The sequence below is a fragment of the Actinoplanes sp. NPDC051346 genome, from assembly GCF_040682215.1.
Lineage (GTDB): Bacteria > Actinomycetota > Actinomycetes > Mycobacteriales > Micromonosporaceae > Actinoplanes.
This window is the reverse complement of the sequence record NZ_JBFBAJ010000003.1, coordinates 117,813-132,129: the sequence shown is the minus strand read 5'-3', so window position 1 is coordinate 132,129 and position 14,317 is coordinate 117,813. Positions and strand designations below refer to the sequence as shown.

Annotated in this window: 19 protein-coding genes; 11 read left to right on the top strand and 8 right to left on the bottom strand. The window is 69.5% G+C overall.

From position 1 onward, the window contains the following. Window positions 1-98: 98 nt before the first annotated feature. A complete protein-coding gene (locus AB0M36_RS08935; protein WP_364154605.1) occupies window positions 99-1,505 on the top strand; it encodes a protein kinase in 1,407 nt (468 codons plus the stop codon). Window positions 1,506-1,571: 66 nt separating this feature from the next. After that, on the top strand, window positions 1,572-1,790 hold the full coding sequence (locus AB0M36_RS08930) for a hypothetical protein (RefSeq protein ID WP_364154602.1): 219 nt from the start codon (window positions 1,572-1,574) through the stop codon (window positions 1,788-1,790). A gap of 10 nt (window positions 1,791-1,800) precedes the next feature. Here the strand turns inward: AB0M36_RS08930 and AB0M36_RS08925 are convergent, their stop codons facing one another. Then, window positions 1,801-2,829: an NAD(P)-dependent alcohol dehydrogenase gene (locus AB0M36_RS08925; RefSeq protein ID WP_364154600.1), complete on the bottom strand. Its 1,029-nt coding sequence runs from the start codon at window positions 2,827-2,829 to the stop codon at window positions 1,801-1,803. Window positions 2,830-2,919: 90 nt separating this feature from the next. On the opposite strand from AB0M36_RS08925, the gene AB0M36_RS08920 reads away from it, so the two are divergent. Beyond that, window positions 2,920-3,591: a TetR/AcrR family transcriptional regulator gene (locus AB0M36_RS08920; RefSeq protein WP_364154597.1), complete on the top strand. Its 672-nt coding sequence runs from the start codon at window positions 2,920-2,922 to the stop codon at window positions 3,589-3,591. A gap of 18 nt (window positions 3,592-3,609) precedes the next feature. On the opposite strand, the gene AB0M36_RS08915 is transcribed toward AB0M36_RS08920, so the two are convergent. Continuing rightward, entirely contained in the window at window positions 3,610-3,816 is a 207-nt protein-coding gene (locus AB0M36_RS08915) for a DNA-binding protein (protein WP_364154595.1), read from the bottom strand. Window positions 3,817-3,927: 111 nt separating this feature from the next. On the opposite strand from AB0M36_RS08915, the gene AB0M36_RS08910 reads away from it, so the two are divergent. After that, window positions 3,928-4,113 carry a hypothetical protein gene (locus AB0M36_RS08910; RefSeq protein ID WP_364154593.1) on the top strand — a complete coding sequence of 62 codons (186 nt, stop codon included), beginning with the start codon at window positions 3,928-3,930 and terminating at the stop codon, window positions 4,111-4,113. A 6-nt stretch (window positions 4,114-4,119) separates the two neighbouring features. Here AB0M36_RS08910 and AB0M36_RS08905 read toward each other — a convergent pair whose 3' ends face one another. Further along, a complete protein-coding gene (locus tag AB0M36_RS08905) occupies window positions 4,120-4,848 on the bottom strand; it encodes a hypothetical protein (RefSeq protein ID WP_364154590.1) in 729 nt (242 codons plus the stop codon). Window positions 4,849-4,983: 135 nt separating this feature from the next. Here AB0M36_RS08905 and AB0M36_RS08900 point away from each other — a divergent pair, with 135 nt between their 5' ends. After that, complete coding sequence (locus tag AB0M36_RS08900) at window positions 4,984-5,754, top strand: maleylpyruvate isomerase family mycothiol-dependent enzyme (protein ID WP_364154587.1); 771 nt, start codon at window positions 4,984-4,986, stop codon at window positions 5,752-5,754. Window positions 5,755-5,762: 8 nt separating this feature from the next. Here the strand turns inward: AB0M36_RS08900 and AB0M36_RS08895 are convergent, their stop codons facing one another. Next, window positions 5,763-6,314 (bottom strand): RNA polymerase sigma factor, encoded by a 552-nt coding sequence (locus AB0M36_RS08895; protein WP_364154584.1) that lies wholly within the window; start codon window positions 6,312-6,314, stop codon window positions 5,763-5,765. Between the two features lie 52 nt (window positions 6,315-6,366). Here AB0M36_RS08895 and AB0M36_RS08890 point away from each other — a divergent pair, with 52 nt between their 5' ends. Beyond that, window positions 6,367-7,713, top strand: a complete 1,347-nt coding sequence (locus AB0M36_RS08890; RefSeq protein WP_364155394.1) for a serine/threonine-protein kinase — start codon at window positions 6,367-6,369, stop codon at window positions 7,711-7,713. On the opposite strand, the gene AB0M36_RS08885 is transcribed toward AB0M36_RS08890, so the two are convergent. Beyond that, window positions 7,706-8,362: a hypothetical protein gene (locus AB0M36_RS08885; protein ID WP_364154582.1), complete on the bottom strand. Its 657-nt coding sequence runs from the start codon at window positions 8,360-8,362 to the stop codon at window positions 7,706-7,708. The two genes, AB0M36_RS08890 and AB0M36_RS08885, sit on opposite strands and share 8 nt — an antisense overlap. A gap of 216 nt (window positions 8,363-8,578) precedes the next feature. Here AB0M36_RS08885 and AB0M36_RS08880 point away from each other — a divergent pair, with 216 nt between their 5' ends. Next, window positions 8,579-9,082 (top strand): N-acetyltransferase family protein, encoded by a 504-nt coding sequence (locus AB0M36_RS08880; RefSeq protein WP_364154580.1) that lies wholly within the window; start codon window positions 8,579-8,581, stop codon window positions 9,080-9,082. A 165-nt stretch (window positions 9,083-9,247) separates the two neighbouring features. Beyond that, window positions 9,248-9,823 (top strand): GAF domain-containing protein, encoded by a 576-nt coding sequence (locus AB0M36_RS08875; RefSeq protein WP_364154577.1) that lies wholly within the window; start codon window positions 9,248-9,250, stop codon window positions 9,821-9,823. Here AB0M36_RS08875 and AB0M36_RS08870 read toward each other — a convergent pair. Then, complete coding sequence (locus tag AB0M36_RS08870; RefSeq protein ID WP_364155392.1) at window positions 9,706-10,359, bottom strand: response regulator transcription factor; 654 nt, start codon at window positions 10,357-10,359, stop codon at window positions 9,706-9,708. The two genes, AB0M36_RS08875 and AB0M36_RS08870, sit on opposite strands and share 118 nt — an antisense overlap. Next, the gene (locus tag AB0M36_RS08865) at window positions 10,359-10,865 is read right to left on the bottom strand and encodes a PaaI family thioesterase (RefSeq protein WP_364154574.1); all 507 of its coding nucleotides are present in this window, start codon (window positions 10,863-10,865) and stop codon (window positions 10,359-10,361) included. The genes AB0M36_RS08870 and AB0M36_RS08865 overlap by 1 nt, the downstream gene beginning before the upstream one ends. A 388-nt stretch (window positions 10,866-11,253) precedes the next feature. Here AB0M36_RS08865 and AB0M36_RS08860 point away from each other — a divergent pair, with 388 nt between their 5' ends. From AB0M36_RS08860 to AB0M36_RS08850, 3 genes are all read left to right on the top strand, one after another. Beyond that, the gene (locus AB0M36_RS08860; protein WP_364154572.1) at window positions 11,254-11,607 is read left to right on the top strand and encodes an STAS domain-containing protein; all 354 of its coding nucleotides are present in this window, start codon (window positions 11,254-11,256) and stop codon (window positions 11,605-11,607) included. Window positions 11,608-11,771: 164 nt separating this feature from the next. Beyond that, window positions 11,772-12,257 carry a hypothetical protein gene (locus tag AB0M36_RS08855; RefSeq protein WP_364154569.1) on the top strand — a complete coding sequence of 162 codons (486 nt, stop codon included), beginning with the start codon at window positions 11,772-11,774 and terminating at the stop codon, window positions 12,255-12,257. Beyond that, window positions 12,254-12,976 carry an STAS domain-containing protein gene (locus tag AB0M36_RS08850; protein WP_364154566.1) on the top strand — a complete coding sequence of 241 codons (723 nt, stop codon included), beginning with the start codon at window positions 12,254-12,256 and terminating at the stop codon, window positions 12,974-12,976. The genes AB0M36_RS08855 and AB0M36_RS08850 overlap by 4 nt, the downstream gene beginning before the upstream one ends. 41 nt (window positions 12,977-13,017) lie before the next feature. Here the strand turns inward: AB0M36_RS08850 and AB0M36_RS08845 are convergent, their stop codons facing one another. Next, on the bottom strand, window positions 13,018-13,818 hold the full coding sequence (locus tag AB0M36_RS08845; protein WP_364154562.1) for an ATP-binding protein: 801 nt from the start codon (window positions 13,816-13,818) through the stop codon (window positions 13,018-13,020). Window positions 13,819-14,317 lie beyond the last annotated feature (499 nt).

The following is a 14,317-nucleotide window of genomic DNA, read 5'->3' as shown; positions in this document are numbered from 1 at the left end:
TACTCAATTCATGGCGATGAATCCCGGACATCCTGATCACCCAGTGCGATTCGGTTCCTCGGGGTGCACACTGCCTCGGGTGGAGGTGCGGCGAGGGGGTGAGCCGGACAGGGTGTGGCAGGGCCCGGACGGAGGTGCAGCAGCAGATGCTCGGCGGCCGCTACACGCTGCTGGAACCGATCGGCCGCGGCGGCATGGCGGTGGTCTGGCGGGCCCGCGACGAGGTGCTGTGCCGTACGGTCGCGATAAAACTGCTGGCCGGACGGTACGCCGGTGATCGGCAGTCGCGTGATCGCATCCGCGCCGAGGCCCGCGCGGCCGCAGCCCTTTCGCACCCGCACATCGCCCAGGTGTACGACTACGGCGAGGCGGAGAACGTCCCGTACGTGGTCATGGAGCTGGTCCACGGCATCACGTTGCAGCAGCGTGCCCGGACCGGTGTGCTGGCACCGCGGGAGATCTGCCGGATCGGCGCGCAGGTCGCCGCGGCCCTGGCGGCGGCGCACGCCGACGGCCTGGTGCATCGGGACATCAAGCCGGCCAATGTCATGGTCACCCGCGACGGCGTCAAGGTGGTCGACTTCGGACTCGCCGCCTCGGCCGGGGCCGCGGAGCCCGAGGAGCTGCTGGGCACGCCGGCCTACCTCGCGCCGGAGCGGATGACCTCCGACGCCGTCGAGCCCGCCTCGGATGTCTACGCGCTCGGTGTGCTCCTCTACCGGTTGCTGGCGGGCGAATCCCCGTGGACGGTCGACAGCACGACGCAGATGCTGACCGCCCATGTGACGGTGGAGCCGGTGCCGCTGCCCCAACTGCCCGAGGTGCCCGCGGAGATCGCCGCGCTGATCAACCGGTGTCTGCGCAAGGAGCCGGCCGAGCGGCCGAGCGCCGCGGAGGTCGCTCAGGTCCTTGGCGGGGGAATGCCGATCAGGTTCGGAGCTCCGCCGGTGCCCCCGGCGCCGCCGCACCGTCGCGGAAAGCTGCTGGTCGGGTCCGCGGCGACCGTCGCGCTGCTGGCCGTGACGGGGTGGATGCTGCTGCCGGCGGAGCCGCATCCGGCGTCCGAGGTGCCCGCGGCGATTTCCGTCCCGCCGGTCGAAGGTGTCGCATCGCCGCGAACCCCGGCGCCGATCGGCACGTCCGTGCCCGCTGCCCGGCCCAGCGCGACCGCCGCCACAGTGCCCCGGAGAACGGTGACGTCATCCGCCGAACGGGGCCCGTCGCCGACCGCCGAGCCCTCGGCGAGACCGAGCGTCACCGCACTGCCGGACGGCGTGTCGACGTTCCGTACGGTCGGGGGCACTGTCGCCGCGCGCTGCACCAGGCTGGGGCTGGCGCGGATCGTCGGCTTCGCGCCGGCGGGCCCGTACGAAGTCGAGCGGGTGAATCCCGGGCCGACGCTCGCGGCCGTGATTGTCTTCCGGGACGGCGAGAGCCGGGTCCGGGTGACGGTGACCTGCGTTGCCGGCGTTCCGACGGCCGTCGTGGCGACCTCCTCGGCCTGAGAAAACGCTAAGCCGCGGCGGCGCCGCGCCGATATAAGGGGCCGTCCCGGCAGCTAGGAGGCTTCTATGGAGGCGTATCTCGACCCCGCCTATGAGTGGACGAGTGCCCTGTGGGGCTCGCAGTCGACGGTGCCTTGGTGGGCCTGGGTTGCCGCCCTCGCCATGATCATTTGGGGCATTCTCGCGCCGGGCATGGCCGCCGCGCGTCAGCGGGCGGAAGAGCGGGACCGAATCCTGAGCAAGCAGCCGCAGAGCGTCCGTCAGCTCTTCGAGCGGAGTCTGTGAACCCCGCGGCTCAGGGCGTGATCACCACTTTGCCCTGAGCGCGCCCGTCGAGCAGGTGCTGCACGGCTTCCGCGGCGCGGTCGAGCGGGAAGGTCCGGTCGATGGCCGGAATGATCGCGCCGGCCTCGATGAGCTTGCGGATCTCCACCAGCCCGGCAGCGTCCTCGGAGGCGATGAAGGAGCCCAGCTGCTGCCGCAGGAACGGTGACAGCAACTGCGCGCGGAGCTGTCGGTCGGTGCCGCCGAGCCAGCGTCCGCCGTTTTCCCCGCCGACGATGACGAGCCGGCCCCGGGGTGTGAGGGCACGGCGCAGGTGGGCCAGGCGACGGTTGCCGCCGGTGTCGATGATGACGTCATAGCGCGTGCCGTCGCCGGTAGGGTCCTCGCGGGTGTAGTCGATGACCCGGTGTGCGCCGAGCCGATGGACAAGATCGACTTTTTCCGTACGGGAAACGCCCGTGACCTGGGCACCCTCGGCGACAGCGAGCTGGACCGCGAAGCTTCCCACCCCGCCGGCCGCGCCGAGCACGAGCACCCTTTCCCCCGAGACCACCTTCGCGTGAATGCGGACGGCTTGCAGGGCGGTGAGCCCGGAGTCGGGCACCGCGGCCGCCTGCGTGAAGGTCAAGTTCGCCGGCTTTTTCGCGAGCCGGTCGGCGCGGGCACAGGCCATTTCCGCGTACGCGGCGACGCCGACGCCGAACACCTCGTCGCCCGCGCCGAACTCCGTCACGTCGGCGCCGACCGCCACGACCGTGCCGGCGAGACTCCGGCCGGGATTGGTGGCCTTGGGGCGGCGCATGCCGAATCCGGCGGCCCGCACCGGATAGGGCAGACCCGCCATGAGGTGCCAGGTGCCGCGGTCGACGGCGGCGGCGTGCACCCGCACCAGGACCTCGGCCGGTCCGATCGTGGGCCGGGCGATCCGACCCTGCCGCAGGACGTCCTGGGGTGTGGGGCCGTATTGCTCCTGGACGACGGCGCGCATGGTGGTCGTGCCGGGCGCCTCGGTGGGGTGGTGCCGCCGGGTCGTGCTCATCATGCCGCTCCCTGACTCGCCGCATCCTTACGACGTAAGGATGACCCTTACAACGTAAGATTGTCAACGCCGAGCGAAGGAGGACGCCCCATGGCCGCACGAGGCAGCCGAACTGTGCGCACACCGCTGAGCCGCGACATCGTGCTCCGCGCGGCGGTGGCGCTCGCCGACCAGAGCGGCCTGGAGGCGCTGACGATGCGGCGGCTGGGCGAGTCCGTCGGCGTCGAGGCGATGTCGCTCTACACCCACGTGGCCAACAAGGAGGACCTCCTCGACGGCATGGTCGACCTGGTGTTCGAAGAGATCGAACCCCCGGCCGCCGCCGGCGACTGGCTCGACGCGATGCGGCGGCGCGCCGACTCGGTCCGCGCGGCCCTGCGGCGGCACCGGTGGGCCATCGGCCTGTTGGAGTCACGGACCACGCCCGGGCCGGCCACGCTGCGCCACCACAATGCCGTGCTCGGCTGCCTGCGCGCCGCCGGCTTTTCCGTTGACCTGGCCGCCCACGCGTACGCATTGCTCGACAGCTATATCTTCGGTTTCGCCCTGCAGGAGCGCGGTCTACCGTTCGACACTCCCGACGAGACGGCGGAGCTGGCGCAGGCGATGCTGGCGCAGTTCCCCGCCGAGGCTTATCCCCATCTGGCCGAGTTCACGTTCCAGCATGTGCTGCGGCCGGGCTATGACTTCGGCAAGGAGTTCGGGTACGGGCTGGAGCTCATCCTCGATGGACTCGACAAGGCGCTGCACGGGTCCTCATGACGCCGTGCCGTGCGCTGCTCAGTCGTCGGTGCCGGCTCGGGACGGTCGGGCGGCGATCCAGGCCTCGACATCCTCGGTGAGCCAGACGTTGCCCATCGCCAGCTCGGCGACCGGGGCGGGGAAGTCCCGGCGGCTGGTGATCTGGTAGACGCGCTGCCGGCTGATGCCTCCGAGCATCGTACGAATCTCGTGCGCTCCCACGAGCCTGAGCTTCTTGGCAGCCATGATCGCAGGCTAGGCGGGTGCCCGCTGGTCATGCGGGCACTTCACGGAGACTATGAACAGTCGCTATTGTCGTACGGAAATATCGCGCGACTAGTGCTCCGGGGGTCTGGCATGGGGTTCAAGTTCTGGCTTCGAGGCCCTGCGGACGACCCGCAGGTCGAGATCATCGGACCGGACGGCTGGTACTGGCGCTCCGGCCACTTCCGCCAGCGCCGCGAGCGCTCGGACCTGCCCGCCGAAGACGAAAGTGGTCGTGACGACCTGTCGTCCACTCAGGTTCAAGATGGACAAACGTGACCTCGATTATCGCTTGAGGAGAGAGGCGTCGGCGTGGAGGCATCCGCCGGCCGCGCCGACCGCGTGTAGCCCGGTGAGGTCGCCCGCGCCCCAGTCGGCGGCTTTCGCGGTGAGCTGCGAGTACATGATCTCGTTGGGGTCGTTGATCAGCGGGTGGGCCAGGCCGACGGCGTGCCCGAGCTCGTGCAGCAGGAGCTGGCCGGTGGTCGCGCCGCGTGCCGCGCCGAAGCCTCGCGTCATGGTCGAGGTTCTCGTGGCGTCGAGCAGGACCATGCCCTTGTCGATGATGAGGGCGTCGTTTCCGGACTCGGTGAAGCCCGGTTTGTACGAGGCGCCGCCGATGCCGGCGACATCAGCGTCTGTGGAAAGCGAGTCGGTGTCCTTGCCCGGTACGGCCCAGGCGATGATGAGCTGCGTGCCGAGCGGATAGTTGCCGGGGTTGCCCGGGACGACGCCGGTGGTGCCCGCATAGCGGAACGTCAAACCGGTGGCCCGCGCCATCCGGGCAACGGCGATTTTGATCTCGATGAGCGAGCCCTCGGGGGCGTGGTCCAGGTTGACCCGGTAATTGATCCCCTCGCAGGGATTCCAGCGTGCGACGAGGTCGTGGCCACTACGCCGGCTCATGAACGCGTACGCGTCGGTGTCGCCGGGCGGCTGCGCGGAGCCCGGTTGCCACAGCAGGGGAGCGCTGATGGCAGCGGCCATCAGGCAGCGCAGGGCACGGGCGAGCACGATGGTCCGATCTCCGGGGGCGGGTGATCCCGACAATCGGCACGGGCGGACCCTTTCCTGAGCGTTCGCGCTGTGATCCACATCGCGTACGAAATTCGGTTCTTGGTTGTCCGGGCACCGTGGTAGACAGCCGGGGTGCAAGAGAATCTCGAGTTCACCGACCTGCTGAGGCTGATCGCCGAGCGGTCGACCGCGTTCCGAGACGCGGTCGCCTCCGCGCCCAGCCTCGACGTTCCGGTGCCCACCTGCCCCGGATGGACGCTGTTCGATCTGGTGCGGCACCTGGGCGAGGGGCGTCGCGCCTGGGCCGCCACCGTCGCCGCGGGGCCCACCGCCTCGGCCAAGTCCGCACCGGCGGGCCCGGCCGCGCCTCGGGAGCGCGAGGCACTGCTGGCTTGGTGGGCCGAGTCGGCGCAGCAACTGGTGGACGCGCTGCGGGAGGCCGGCCCGGATCGTGGCTGCTGGGTGGGATGGTGCGATTCGCAGTCGCCGCGGACCTGCGGTGCCGTCGCCCGGCACCAGGTTCAGGAGATCGCGGTGCACACCTATGACGCCCAGGTCGCCCTGGGGGCCCCGCAGCCGCTGCCGGAGGAGGTGGCGCTCGACGGTGTCGAGGAGTTCCAGTTCACCTGCTGCGCGACAACGTCCGCCTGGCCGCACGAGCCCGCTGTCGTCGACTACCACGCCGTCGAGGGTCGTTCCTGGCGCCTCTGGCTTTCCGGCGACGGCGCACGGACCGCGCGCCTCTCCGCTGCCGACGAGGATCTGGGCCCTGCGAGCGTCTCGGCCCGGGGGACCGCCAGTGAGCTGGTACTGGTCTTCTACGGCCGCATTCCGTTGGACTCCCTGAAGCTCGACGGCGACCTGACCATCTTCGACCAGCTCATCGCCTGGGAACCCGAATAGGGGGAGCGTCAGCGGTACGTGCCACCCAGGGTTTCGCGGAGTTGCACGCGGGCCTGGTGGATCCGCGACTTGACGGTGCCCTCCGGAATGGCGAGCTGCTCGGCGATCTCCCGATAGTCGAGCTGGCAAATGTCGCGCAGCACCAGGGGCGCCACCAACTCGGCGCGATGGGCTTCCATCCGTTCGAGCGCGTCGAGCAGGTCCAGCCGCGAGCCGGCGATCACGCTCGTGGTGCGCGGGTCCGGCACGTCCACCGGCGGCGCCTCGTAGGCCTCCTCCACCGCCCGCCGTTTGAGGGACCGGTACGTCTGCCGCGCGCTGTTGGCGATCACCACGTGCAGCCAGGTGCTGAACCGCGACCGCCCCTCGAAGCCGCCGATGTTGCGGGCCACCTGGAGGAGCACGTCCTGGCAGGCTTCCTCGGCATCCTGGTAACAGGGCAGGAACCGGGCACACCGGCGCAGCACGTGGGGGCGGATCAGGGTCAGCAGCGCGTCGAGCGCCGCGGTGTCGCCGTCGGCCGCGCGTCGAGCGAGATCCTCCGATGGATTGTCGTGCATGTTTGCCCCTGTCAATTGGCTAGAAGCGGCGGCCCATAATACGAGCGTGTCAATGCCTACCAAGATCGGCCGCTACCGCGTCGCCCGGCGACTGGGCTCCGGCGCCTTCGCCACCGTCTGGCTGGCCGAGGACGACGTGCTGGAGTCCTGGGTGGCGATCAAGGTGCTGGCCGACAACTGGGCACACCACCTCGACGTGCGGGCCCGCTTCGAGCAGGAGGCCCAGGTGCTGCGCCGGGCGGATTCCGAGCGGCTGGTGCGCGTACACGACTTCGGTGAGTTGCCGGACGGGCGGTCGTACCAGGTGATGACGTACGCGTCCGGCGGTACCCTGGCCGACCGGCTCGCCGCCGGCGCCCTGCCGGTCGATACGGCCGTGCGCAACGCCGTCGAGATCGCGCACGCCGTCACCGTGCTGCACGACGCCGGCGTGCTGCACCGCGACCTCAAGCCGTCGAACATCCTCTTCGACACCGTCCGGGGCGGCGAGCGGGTGCTCGTGGCCGATCTCGGGCTGGCCAAGGAGATCGCCCACGCCTCCGGTTTCACCGTCGTTGCCGGCACCCCCGGCTACATGGCCCCCGAGCAGGGACAACTCGGCGGCGGCGTGGACGTTCGCGCCGACGTCTACGCCCTGGGCGCGTTGGCCTACCAGATGCTGACCGGCCGCACCCCGCGCGCCAACGGCACGGACGTCGTCGCGCCGTCCAAGCTGGCTCTGGCCGTACCGAAAAGGATTGATCGGGTCGTCCTGCGGGCGATCGACGCCGACCGGAACCGACGCTGGCCCACCGCCGCGGCATTCGCGGCCGCCCTGACCACCGCGCACGCCGGACCGGTGCGGCGTGGAGGTGCCAGGTCGCGCCGGCTGATCCGGTTCGCCGGCACCGTCGTCGCCGCGGCCGCCATCCTGGCGGTGGGAGGCGCGACGGTCCCGGACGCCGCACCCGCCCATTGGGTACGGGTCGCCGACGAGAGCGGCAAACTGTCGCTCGCCGTGCCGGCGGCCTGGGCGGGCCAACTCAAGAACGCCGGCTGGGATCCCGGCGTCGTCGGCCTGCCCGCCGGCCGGGCACGGGGGCTGCTGGTCGGCGCGGACCTGGCCGGTTGGGCGAACCCGCGAGCCGATCGGCCCGGCGTCTTCGCCGGCGTCGTCGACGCCCCCGCCACGGCCAGGCTGCCGGCGCACGACGACTGCGTCCGGCAGCCCGACCGCCCGGTCGCCCCAGCCGGCCTGTCGGGACAGGTACGGCGATGGACCGGCTGCGGCGGTACGGCCCTTTCCTTCAGCGAGGTACTGCTCGCCAGCGAGCGCGGCTCCGGGGTGTACGTCCAGATCAAGCAGGTCGATCAGGTCGATCGCACCGCCGAGGTGCTCCGTACGCTGCGGGTCAGTTGAAACAGTCCTGGTTCTTGTCCGCGATCGACAGGCTGCTGACGAAACCCTTGTCGTCCATCAGGATGATGTAGTACGCCTGGCTGTTCCGGGGCGCGGCCGCTTCGCCGTGGAGGGAGTCCTTCCAGTCCGGATAGGTGCGCTTCACCTCGGCTTCGGAACTCCCGAGCCCGATGCCCTCCGGGGTCCGGATCTTCCCGTACGCGGCGATCATGACGACGCCGAAGTTCGCCGAGTGGTAGACGTCGATCTGATTCGACGGGTCGGACGTCGAGCCCTTCAGGAGAGAGCTGCCGCACCCGCCGTCGGACGGCTTGGCAAAGAGCCTGATCATCCCGGTGGCTTGCGCCTGCTTCGCCGTCATCCGCAACTTCAGGGCGCCGAGGCCGGTCGGTCCCAGGACCAGCTTCGCGGAGGCCGGCTGATCGGCATTGGTGGGCGTGATCGGCTTGGTCTTGACCGGAGTCTTGCTCGGCACGGCCGGTCGGCTGGGGGTGGAGACCGGAGTCGGGGACGCTGAGGCGGCCGGGCTGGCGGAACTGGCCGACCCCGCCGGCGCCGCCGCACCCTCCAGGTGCTGCGGAGTCGAGGTGCAGCCGGCGATGACCGCGATCGCGAGAATCGCGCCGACGAAGGTGGTTGCGCGTCGCATGTTGGTGGATCCTCCCCCATGGTGGTGACTCTTTCCTCTAGTGCGATGCCGGCCCACCCGCTTCGGTTCTCCGTGGCGGGTCACGCCTGGGTAACGGCTGCACAGCTCGGTTCGGCTTCACGAGGAACGGCTCGCTGGACGCGGAGGCGTCCGGAATGATCTCATCGATTCTCGTCCTAAGGCCCCCAACGCCGGAAAGTTCTTGTGACTGCCGCAGTGACCGACACAGAGATTCGGCTGGCGCCGATGACCGCCGAGCACGCCGACGCCGTCCTTGCGATCTTCGCCGCCGGCATCGCCAGCGGGGACTCCACTTTCGAGACCCGGCCCCCGTCCTGGGAGGCGTTCGACGCGGCCCGGCTGCCCGGGCACCGCTTCGTGGCCCTCGACGCGGACGGCACCGTCACCGGCTGGGTGGCCTGCTCCGCTGTCTCGGCGCGGCCGGTCTACGCCGGGGTGGTCGAGCATTCCCTCTACGTCCGCCCCGACCGGGGAGGCCGTGGCATCGGCCGCGCCCTCCTTGAGGCGCTGATCGCCAGCACCGAGGCCGCCGGCATCTGGACGATCCAGTCCGGCATCTTCCCCGAGAACACCGCCAGCCTCGCCCTGCACCACCGCTGCGGCTTCCGCGTCATCGGCACCCGCGAACGCGTCGGCCGGCACCACGGCCAGTGGCGCGACGTCATCCTGGTCGAACGCCGCAGCCCAACCCTCGTCTGAAGCAGCCCCGAGTGGGACATTTCCACCGCTGGGGTTCGTGAGTAACCTCAGGGCGGATGGGTCTCGACATCCCGATCGAGGTGGTGACTCATGGCGGACCGGTCTTCGGTGAGCCCGCCACAGCGGTTCGACGGCAAGGAATCGCTGGGCCGGGCGGAGCAGAGGATGATCGACGCGGAGGTGCGCGCCAGCCGGCGGGCGGTGGTGGCCCGTTTCCGCGATCGGCTGTGTCACGTGCCGGAGACTCTGGCCGCCGACGACTTCCTGGCTCTGGTTGACTGGCCCACGGCGCAAATGGCGATCATCATGGCCGCCGCGAGCGTCGCCGACGGCTGCGATCTTCAAATCTATGACTCCCGTACGAAGACGTTACGGATCGCCTGCCAACGCGGGTTCTCACAGGCGTTTCTGGAGTCCTTCGCCACGGTCGACGCGTCAGTGGCGTCGGCGTGCGGTGTCGCGTTGAAAATCGGCGACCCGGTGATGATCGACGACGTCACCGCCAGCCCGATCTTCGCCGGACAACCGACATTGCGGGTGGTGCTCGCCGCGGGGTCCCGCGCCGTGCACTCCTATCCGCTGTGCGATGACCATGGCGGCATGCTCGGCGTGTTGTCGCTGCATTACCGTGCCGCCGGCCGGCATCCGGGCCAGGAGCGACTGGCCTGGGGGGCGGCGCGGGCGATGCTCACCGCGCGCGGCGTGGGTCCCGAGTTTCCTGTCCTGCACCGGTCGGTGTAGCCGCGGTCCAGTCGCGAACGGGCGACGCCGGGCGGCAGCGAGAGCGTCGGTGCCGTTGGTGGCGAGGTTGACGGTGTCTCCTCGCTGGCACAGGAGCGTGGCGTACATGGTGGCGAGGTCGGTGTTGTCCTCGACGAGCAGCAGGGCGCGTCGGCGAGCAGCTGCTCCAGCAACGCGTACTCCAACGGGGTCAACGCCACCGGCTTGCCGTTCACCGTGACCTCGCGCGATCGGGTGTCGACGGTGAGAGCGCCCAACCGGTGCACCGAAGCCTCCGCCGGAGCCTGGGCGCGGCGCAGCACCGCCCGGATCCGCGCGGCGAGCTCCGGCAGGGAGAACGGCTTGACCACATAGTCGTCGGCGCCGAGCTCCAACCCGACGACCCGTTCGCGTTCCTCGGCCCATCCGGTCAGGATGATCACCGGGAGGTGACGGCCGGCCCGCATCCCCCGAAGGAGGTCCAGGCCGTTGCCGTCCGGCAGACCCAGATCGACCACGAGCAGGTCGATCGGGCGTTCGCGGCTCTTTTCGTCGATCAGCGCGCCGGCCCGGGACCGTCAGGCAGAATCCGCGCAGTAGCTTTCATCGGCCCTTCGCCGATCGCTGCGATGCGGAACAGCGTCTGCTGGCCGGCTGCCACGAGCGCGCGCTGCTCGCCTTGGACAGCGAAGACCTCCAGCCTGGAAATGGTCAGTGTCCGGCCGGATTTGAGTACGGTGCCGATCGCCTCGATATGGTCGCCGGCGGCCGGGGCGAGAAGGTTGATCTTGTATTCGACGGTGAGGACATCGGAGTCCTGGGGGAACAGGGTCAGCGCGGCGTAGCCGCCCGCACTGTCGGCGACCGCGCTGGTGGCTCCGGCGTGGATGTAGCCGTTCTGCTGGGTGACCTCCGGGCTGGCCGGGAGCACGATGTGCACCCGCCCGGCCGCGATGTGGGTGAGCCGGGCGCCGAGGAGGCGCATCAGCCCTTGGCGCTCGAAGCTGTCGCGAACCCGCTGCTGCACCTCGCGGCTCACCGGATCCGCGTGCTGGTCGTCCATGGTTCTCCTTCGAGCTGCGGGCAGGCGGGTCGCCGGCGCCGACTCCGGTGTAGATCATCGCGCAGGTGGTGCACCTATCTGACACGTAATTCGCGCAGAGCACTGAACCCGCCGTGGTCGCGGATATGCGCGGCCCACGGCTTCAGGTGCATGGCGCCGTACCTAAAAAAATGCATCGGGATCGGCTCTCGCCCGCTTTACGTCGATGGCCGTGCCAAGGCTGCAATTTGCAGGACGTCGCACCCGGAAGACGGATGCGGTGTTTCTGTCTTGTCGATGGATACCGAATGTGGTGCCGTAGGTGGGCATCATGGCTGGGCAGCTATGGACAGTGACTCGCCGGGTTAATGGGGGCCGACCCGTCACCTGAGTAGGCGGGAGCGCGATCATGGCTGGCACGGATGTCGGATGCCATACCCCGTGGCCGCTGGTGGTGACCTGTATACCTCTGGTGGAGGGCAGGCTGCGGATCCGGGTGATCGGTGACCTGGATGTCCGCGTCGCGGGTCGTTTCTGCGTCCACCTGGCGGCGCTGGTGGAACCGGCCGCCCGGGTCGTTGAGCTGGATCTCGCGGGGGTGGGGTTCTGCGACGCGGCGGGCGTCCGGGAACTGCTGGCACTGCGCCATCAGGTCGCTGGGCAGCAGGTCAGGGTTTTGCTGGTGGCGGCTCATCCAGCGGTGCGATTCCTGTTGTGTCTGGTGGGCGAACAGGCCTGGCTGCGCGGCGTCGACAAGCGATAGTCCGGCCCCGTAGTACCTGGTTCTGATGGGTATTTGCGTTGCTGCTGCTCTGTCCGCCCCCCCCCGGTCGGTCAGCCGCGGTGGCGCGGTGGGCTTTCGTGGGGCAGGATCCGAGATGGGCAGAAAGAGCCTTTCGGGGTTGTGGACGGAAAGATCTCGTCGTCATGAACAACGCGTACTTCGTCGTCGAGAATGCTCAGATCGCGTGCGTCAATGATCCGCGGCAGGCGGTGACGCAGGTGGTGGTCCGCGGTCAATGGAATGATCCGCTGCGGCATGAGATATCACGGGTGCTGAGGGCGTGTCTCATGGAGACCTGCCAGGCGTTGATCATCGATGTGGAGCAGTTGGAGGACGCGGCCGGGTCCTCGGCATCGACCTGGGAGACCGCCGCGCGGTTCGCCGCGGAGGGACTCTCCCCGGCCACGCGGGGCACGGCGCTCTACATGGCCGTCCAGGATCGCCGCAGGCGCCTGCCCCAGGTCATCTACACCGGAGGTTGGCCGCCGGGTGAGTTGCTGGCGCATCGGGGCATGGGGCTGCGGTTGGTCGCCGCGACTGCTGCCGCGTGGGGTGCGTTGCCATGTCGGGAGGGCAAGACCGTATGGGCCATCCTCGCCACCCAGCCGGCGCGGGGGCCGTGGCCATGACCGACATCGCCGACGGTGGCGCCCGGCTGCACGTGGCGATGAGTTTCGACGTCGACCGGATCACGTTCACCCTGACCGGTGAGCTCGACCGGATCAGCGGGCAACCTCTGGCCGAGCTGCTGGACACGGCCACGGACGGCAGCATCGGATGTATCGATGTGGACATCACCCAGCTCAGCTTCGTTGATCTCGCCGGGCTGCGAGTGCTGCTCCTCGCATACCGGCGCGGCGCCCGCCGCGGCGTCGTGCTGAGGCTGCGCGATCCCCAACCGCATATCCTGCGGCTCTTGCAGGCCACCGATACGGCGGCCCTGCTTCTCGGCGACGGCGGCACCCCGTCCTGCTCACCTGTCACCCAGCACAGGCCTACACCTACGCCTGACGTCTCCCAGGAGCCCCGCCAGCCCGATCCCGCGGACACCCCCGGCTGTCTCGCGCGGGGCGCGGAACGGGACCAGCGCGCGGACGAACGTGACTGGCGCGCCGATGAACGCGATCAGCGGGCCGATGAACGCGATCAGCGGGCCGATGAACGGGACCGGCGCGCCGATCAACGCGAGGAAGAGATCGGCGATCGGGAACTCCTCGCGCGGGAACGTGACCGAATGGTCGACGAGCGGCAGCACCGGGTCAGCGAGCACCAGCGGTGGGAGGACATTCGCGAGGATCTCGCCAATACCCGCGAACGCGACCTCGAACGCCGAGAACGCGACTGCTGATCATCGGTGGGCGGCCCTGAGGGTGCGGGCCGGAAGTCGATTCACCCTGGGCAGCCGCGGATGGTGGCCCAGACGATCTTGCCGCTTCGGTGGCGTCGGGCGCCCCAGGCACTCGCTGCGGTCTGGACCAAGCGTAGGCCCTGTCCGCGTGCGAGCAGAGGTGTTCCGGGGTCGTGGGGCGGGGGTGGCAGGAGGGCGGGCAGTCGGGGGTCGTCGTCTTGGAGGGCCATGTACAGCCCCGCGCCGCGACGAGACACAGTGAGCCGCATGTCGGTGGCGGCGTGCTCGACGGCGTTGGTGACCAGTTCGGACATCACCAGCAGGGCCCGCTGCCGCAGCGATGCCAGATCCCAGTCGAGGCAGGCTCGCTCGAGGACTTCGCGGGCTCGCGCCGCCGAGTCCAGCTCGGGGGGCAGGTCCTGCTGCACTCGATCGGGCGGGCGTAGCCCGCTGGTCAGCGCCGCACGCGCCTCGGGCATGCTGGCGAACACCGACAGAAATCGTTGCGCTCCGATCTGGCGGAGCCGGGTGGCGAGCGTGGCGGCCGGCGGAATGCACAGCATCAACGGGATCGGCGGCTGGCGGAGTTTGCCGCAGTGGTAGGCGGCCAGCCACATCGGGGCGCTGTGCCCACCCGGGTCACCGAGGTCGCGCAGGTCGACGAGCACAGCAGTGGGATGCTCGGCCAGGCACTTGTTCACCCCGGCCCGTATCTCGGCCGCGATAGCGACATTCCAGCGGCCGTGGACAACCAGCTCCAACGACTCGTTGTGAGTGTCACCGACGACCTCCACCGGCGATTCCCGGGAGGCGTCCACCCAGTAAGGCAGCGTTGTTCCCATGGCTTGACCTTCCCCGACACCCTTGTTTCCCATCGCGTTCTCATGCCGGTGCGGCATCTTAGCTTGACGATCTTTGAAGCACGCATAATCCTCATCGAGAAGTAGGCCGACCCCTACCACTGTGGCATCAGTTGCCCTGTAGCAACAAGTTCATGCAAAGAGAAGAAGATCGTTCGAAAAAGCCAATGATCGCTGTCACGCAACTGGTTCCAGAAGATCTATCGGGCGCAGATTCTTACTGCGCAAATACGCTTGCCTGACCTTCGCGTGTCGCCGGTGGCCTCGCGGAGCCCGTACAGTGGCGCCTGACGGCGATCGACTACCCCGGGCGTCGACCCGGCAGCAAAGCCCCGCGTTGAAGGACGACGCGCCGAGCGGGGCGGTCAGGCGCCGCCTTCAGCGACGGCGCCCACGCCGCAGGCCCACACCAGCCGTCACGACAGATCCGCTGGCGACCCCGGCCCACTCCTCCGTGTCGGCCGTAGCACCTTTGGGAAAG

What these genes read in the sequence shown, in the direction of transcription:
- AB0M36_RS08845 (WP_364154562.1), bottom strand. Translation starts at nt 13,818, where the DNA reads ATGGGAACAACGCTGCCTTACTGGGTGGACGCCTCCCGGGAATCGCCG.
- AB0M36_RS08910 (WP_364154593.1), top strand. Translation starts at nt 3,928, where the DNA reads ATGGGGTTCAAGTTCTGGCTTCGAGGCCCTGCGGACGACCCGCAGGTC.
- AB0M36_RS08865 (WP_364154574.1), bottom strand. Translation starts at nt 10,865, where the DNA reads ATGGACGACCAGCACGCGGATCCGGTGAGCCGCGAGGTGCAGCAGCGG.
- AB0M36_RS08895 (WP_364154584.1), bottom strand. Translation starts at nt 6,314, where the DNA reads ATGCACGACAATCCATCGGAGGATCTCGCTCGACGCGCGGCCGACGGC.
- AB0M36_RS08915 (WP_364154595.1), bottom strand. Translation starts at nt 3,816, where the DNA reads ATGGCTGCCAAGAAGCTCAGGCTCGTGGGAGCGCACGAGATTCGTACG.
- AB0M36_RS08925 (WP_364154600.1), bottom strand. Translation starts at nt 2,829, where the DNA reads ATGAGCACGACCCGGCGGCACCACCCCACCGAGGCGCCCGGCACGACC.
- AB0M36_RS08930 (WP_364154602.1), top strand. Translation starts at nt 1,572, where the DNA reads ATGGAGGCGTATCTCGACCCCGCCTATGAGTGGACGAGTGCCCTGTGG.
- AB0M36_RS08860 (WP_364154572.1), top strand. Translation starts at nt 11,254, where the DNA reads ATGGCTGGCACGGATGTCGGATGCCATACCCCGTGGCCGCTGGTGGTG.
- AB0M36_RS08885 (WP_364154582.1), bottom strand. Translation starts at nt 8,362, where the DNA reads ATGCGACGCGCAACCACCTTCGTCGGCGCGATTCTCGCGATCGCGGTC.
- AB0M36_RS08920 (WP_364154597.1), top strand. Translation starts at nt 2,920, where the DNA reads ATGGCCGCACGAGGCAGCCGAACTGTGCGCACACCGCTGAGCCGCGAC.
- AB0M36_RS08855 (WP_364154569.1), top strand. Translation starts at nt 11,772, where the DNA reads ATGAACAACGCGTACTTCGTCGTCGAGAATGCTCAGATCGCGTGCGTC.
- AB0M36_RS08850 (WP_364154566.1), top strand. Translation starts at nt 12,254, where the DNA reads ATGACCGACATCGCCGACGGTGGCGCCCGGCTGCACGTGGCGATGAGT.
- AB0M36_RS08875 (WP_364154577.1), top strand. Translation starts at nt 9,248, where the DNA reads ATGATCGACGCGGAGGTGCGCGCCAGCCGGCGGGCGGTGGTGGCCCGT.
- AB0M36_RS08890 (WP_364155394.1), top strand. Translation starts at nt 6,367, where the DNA reads ATGCCTACCAAGATCGGCCGCTACCGCGTCGCCCGGCGACTGGGCTCC.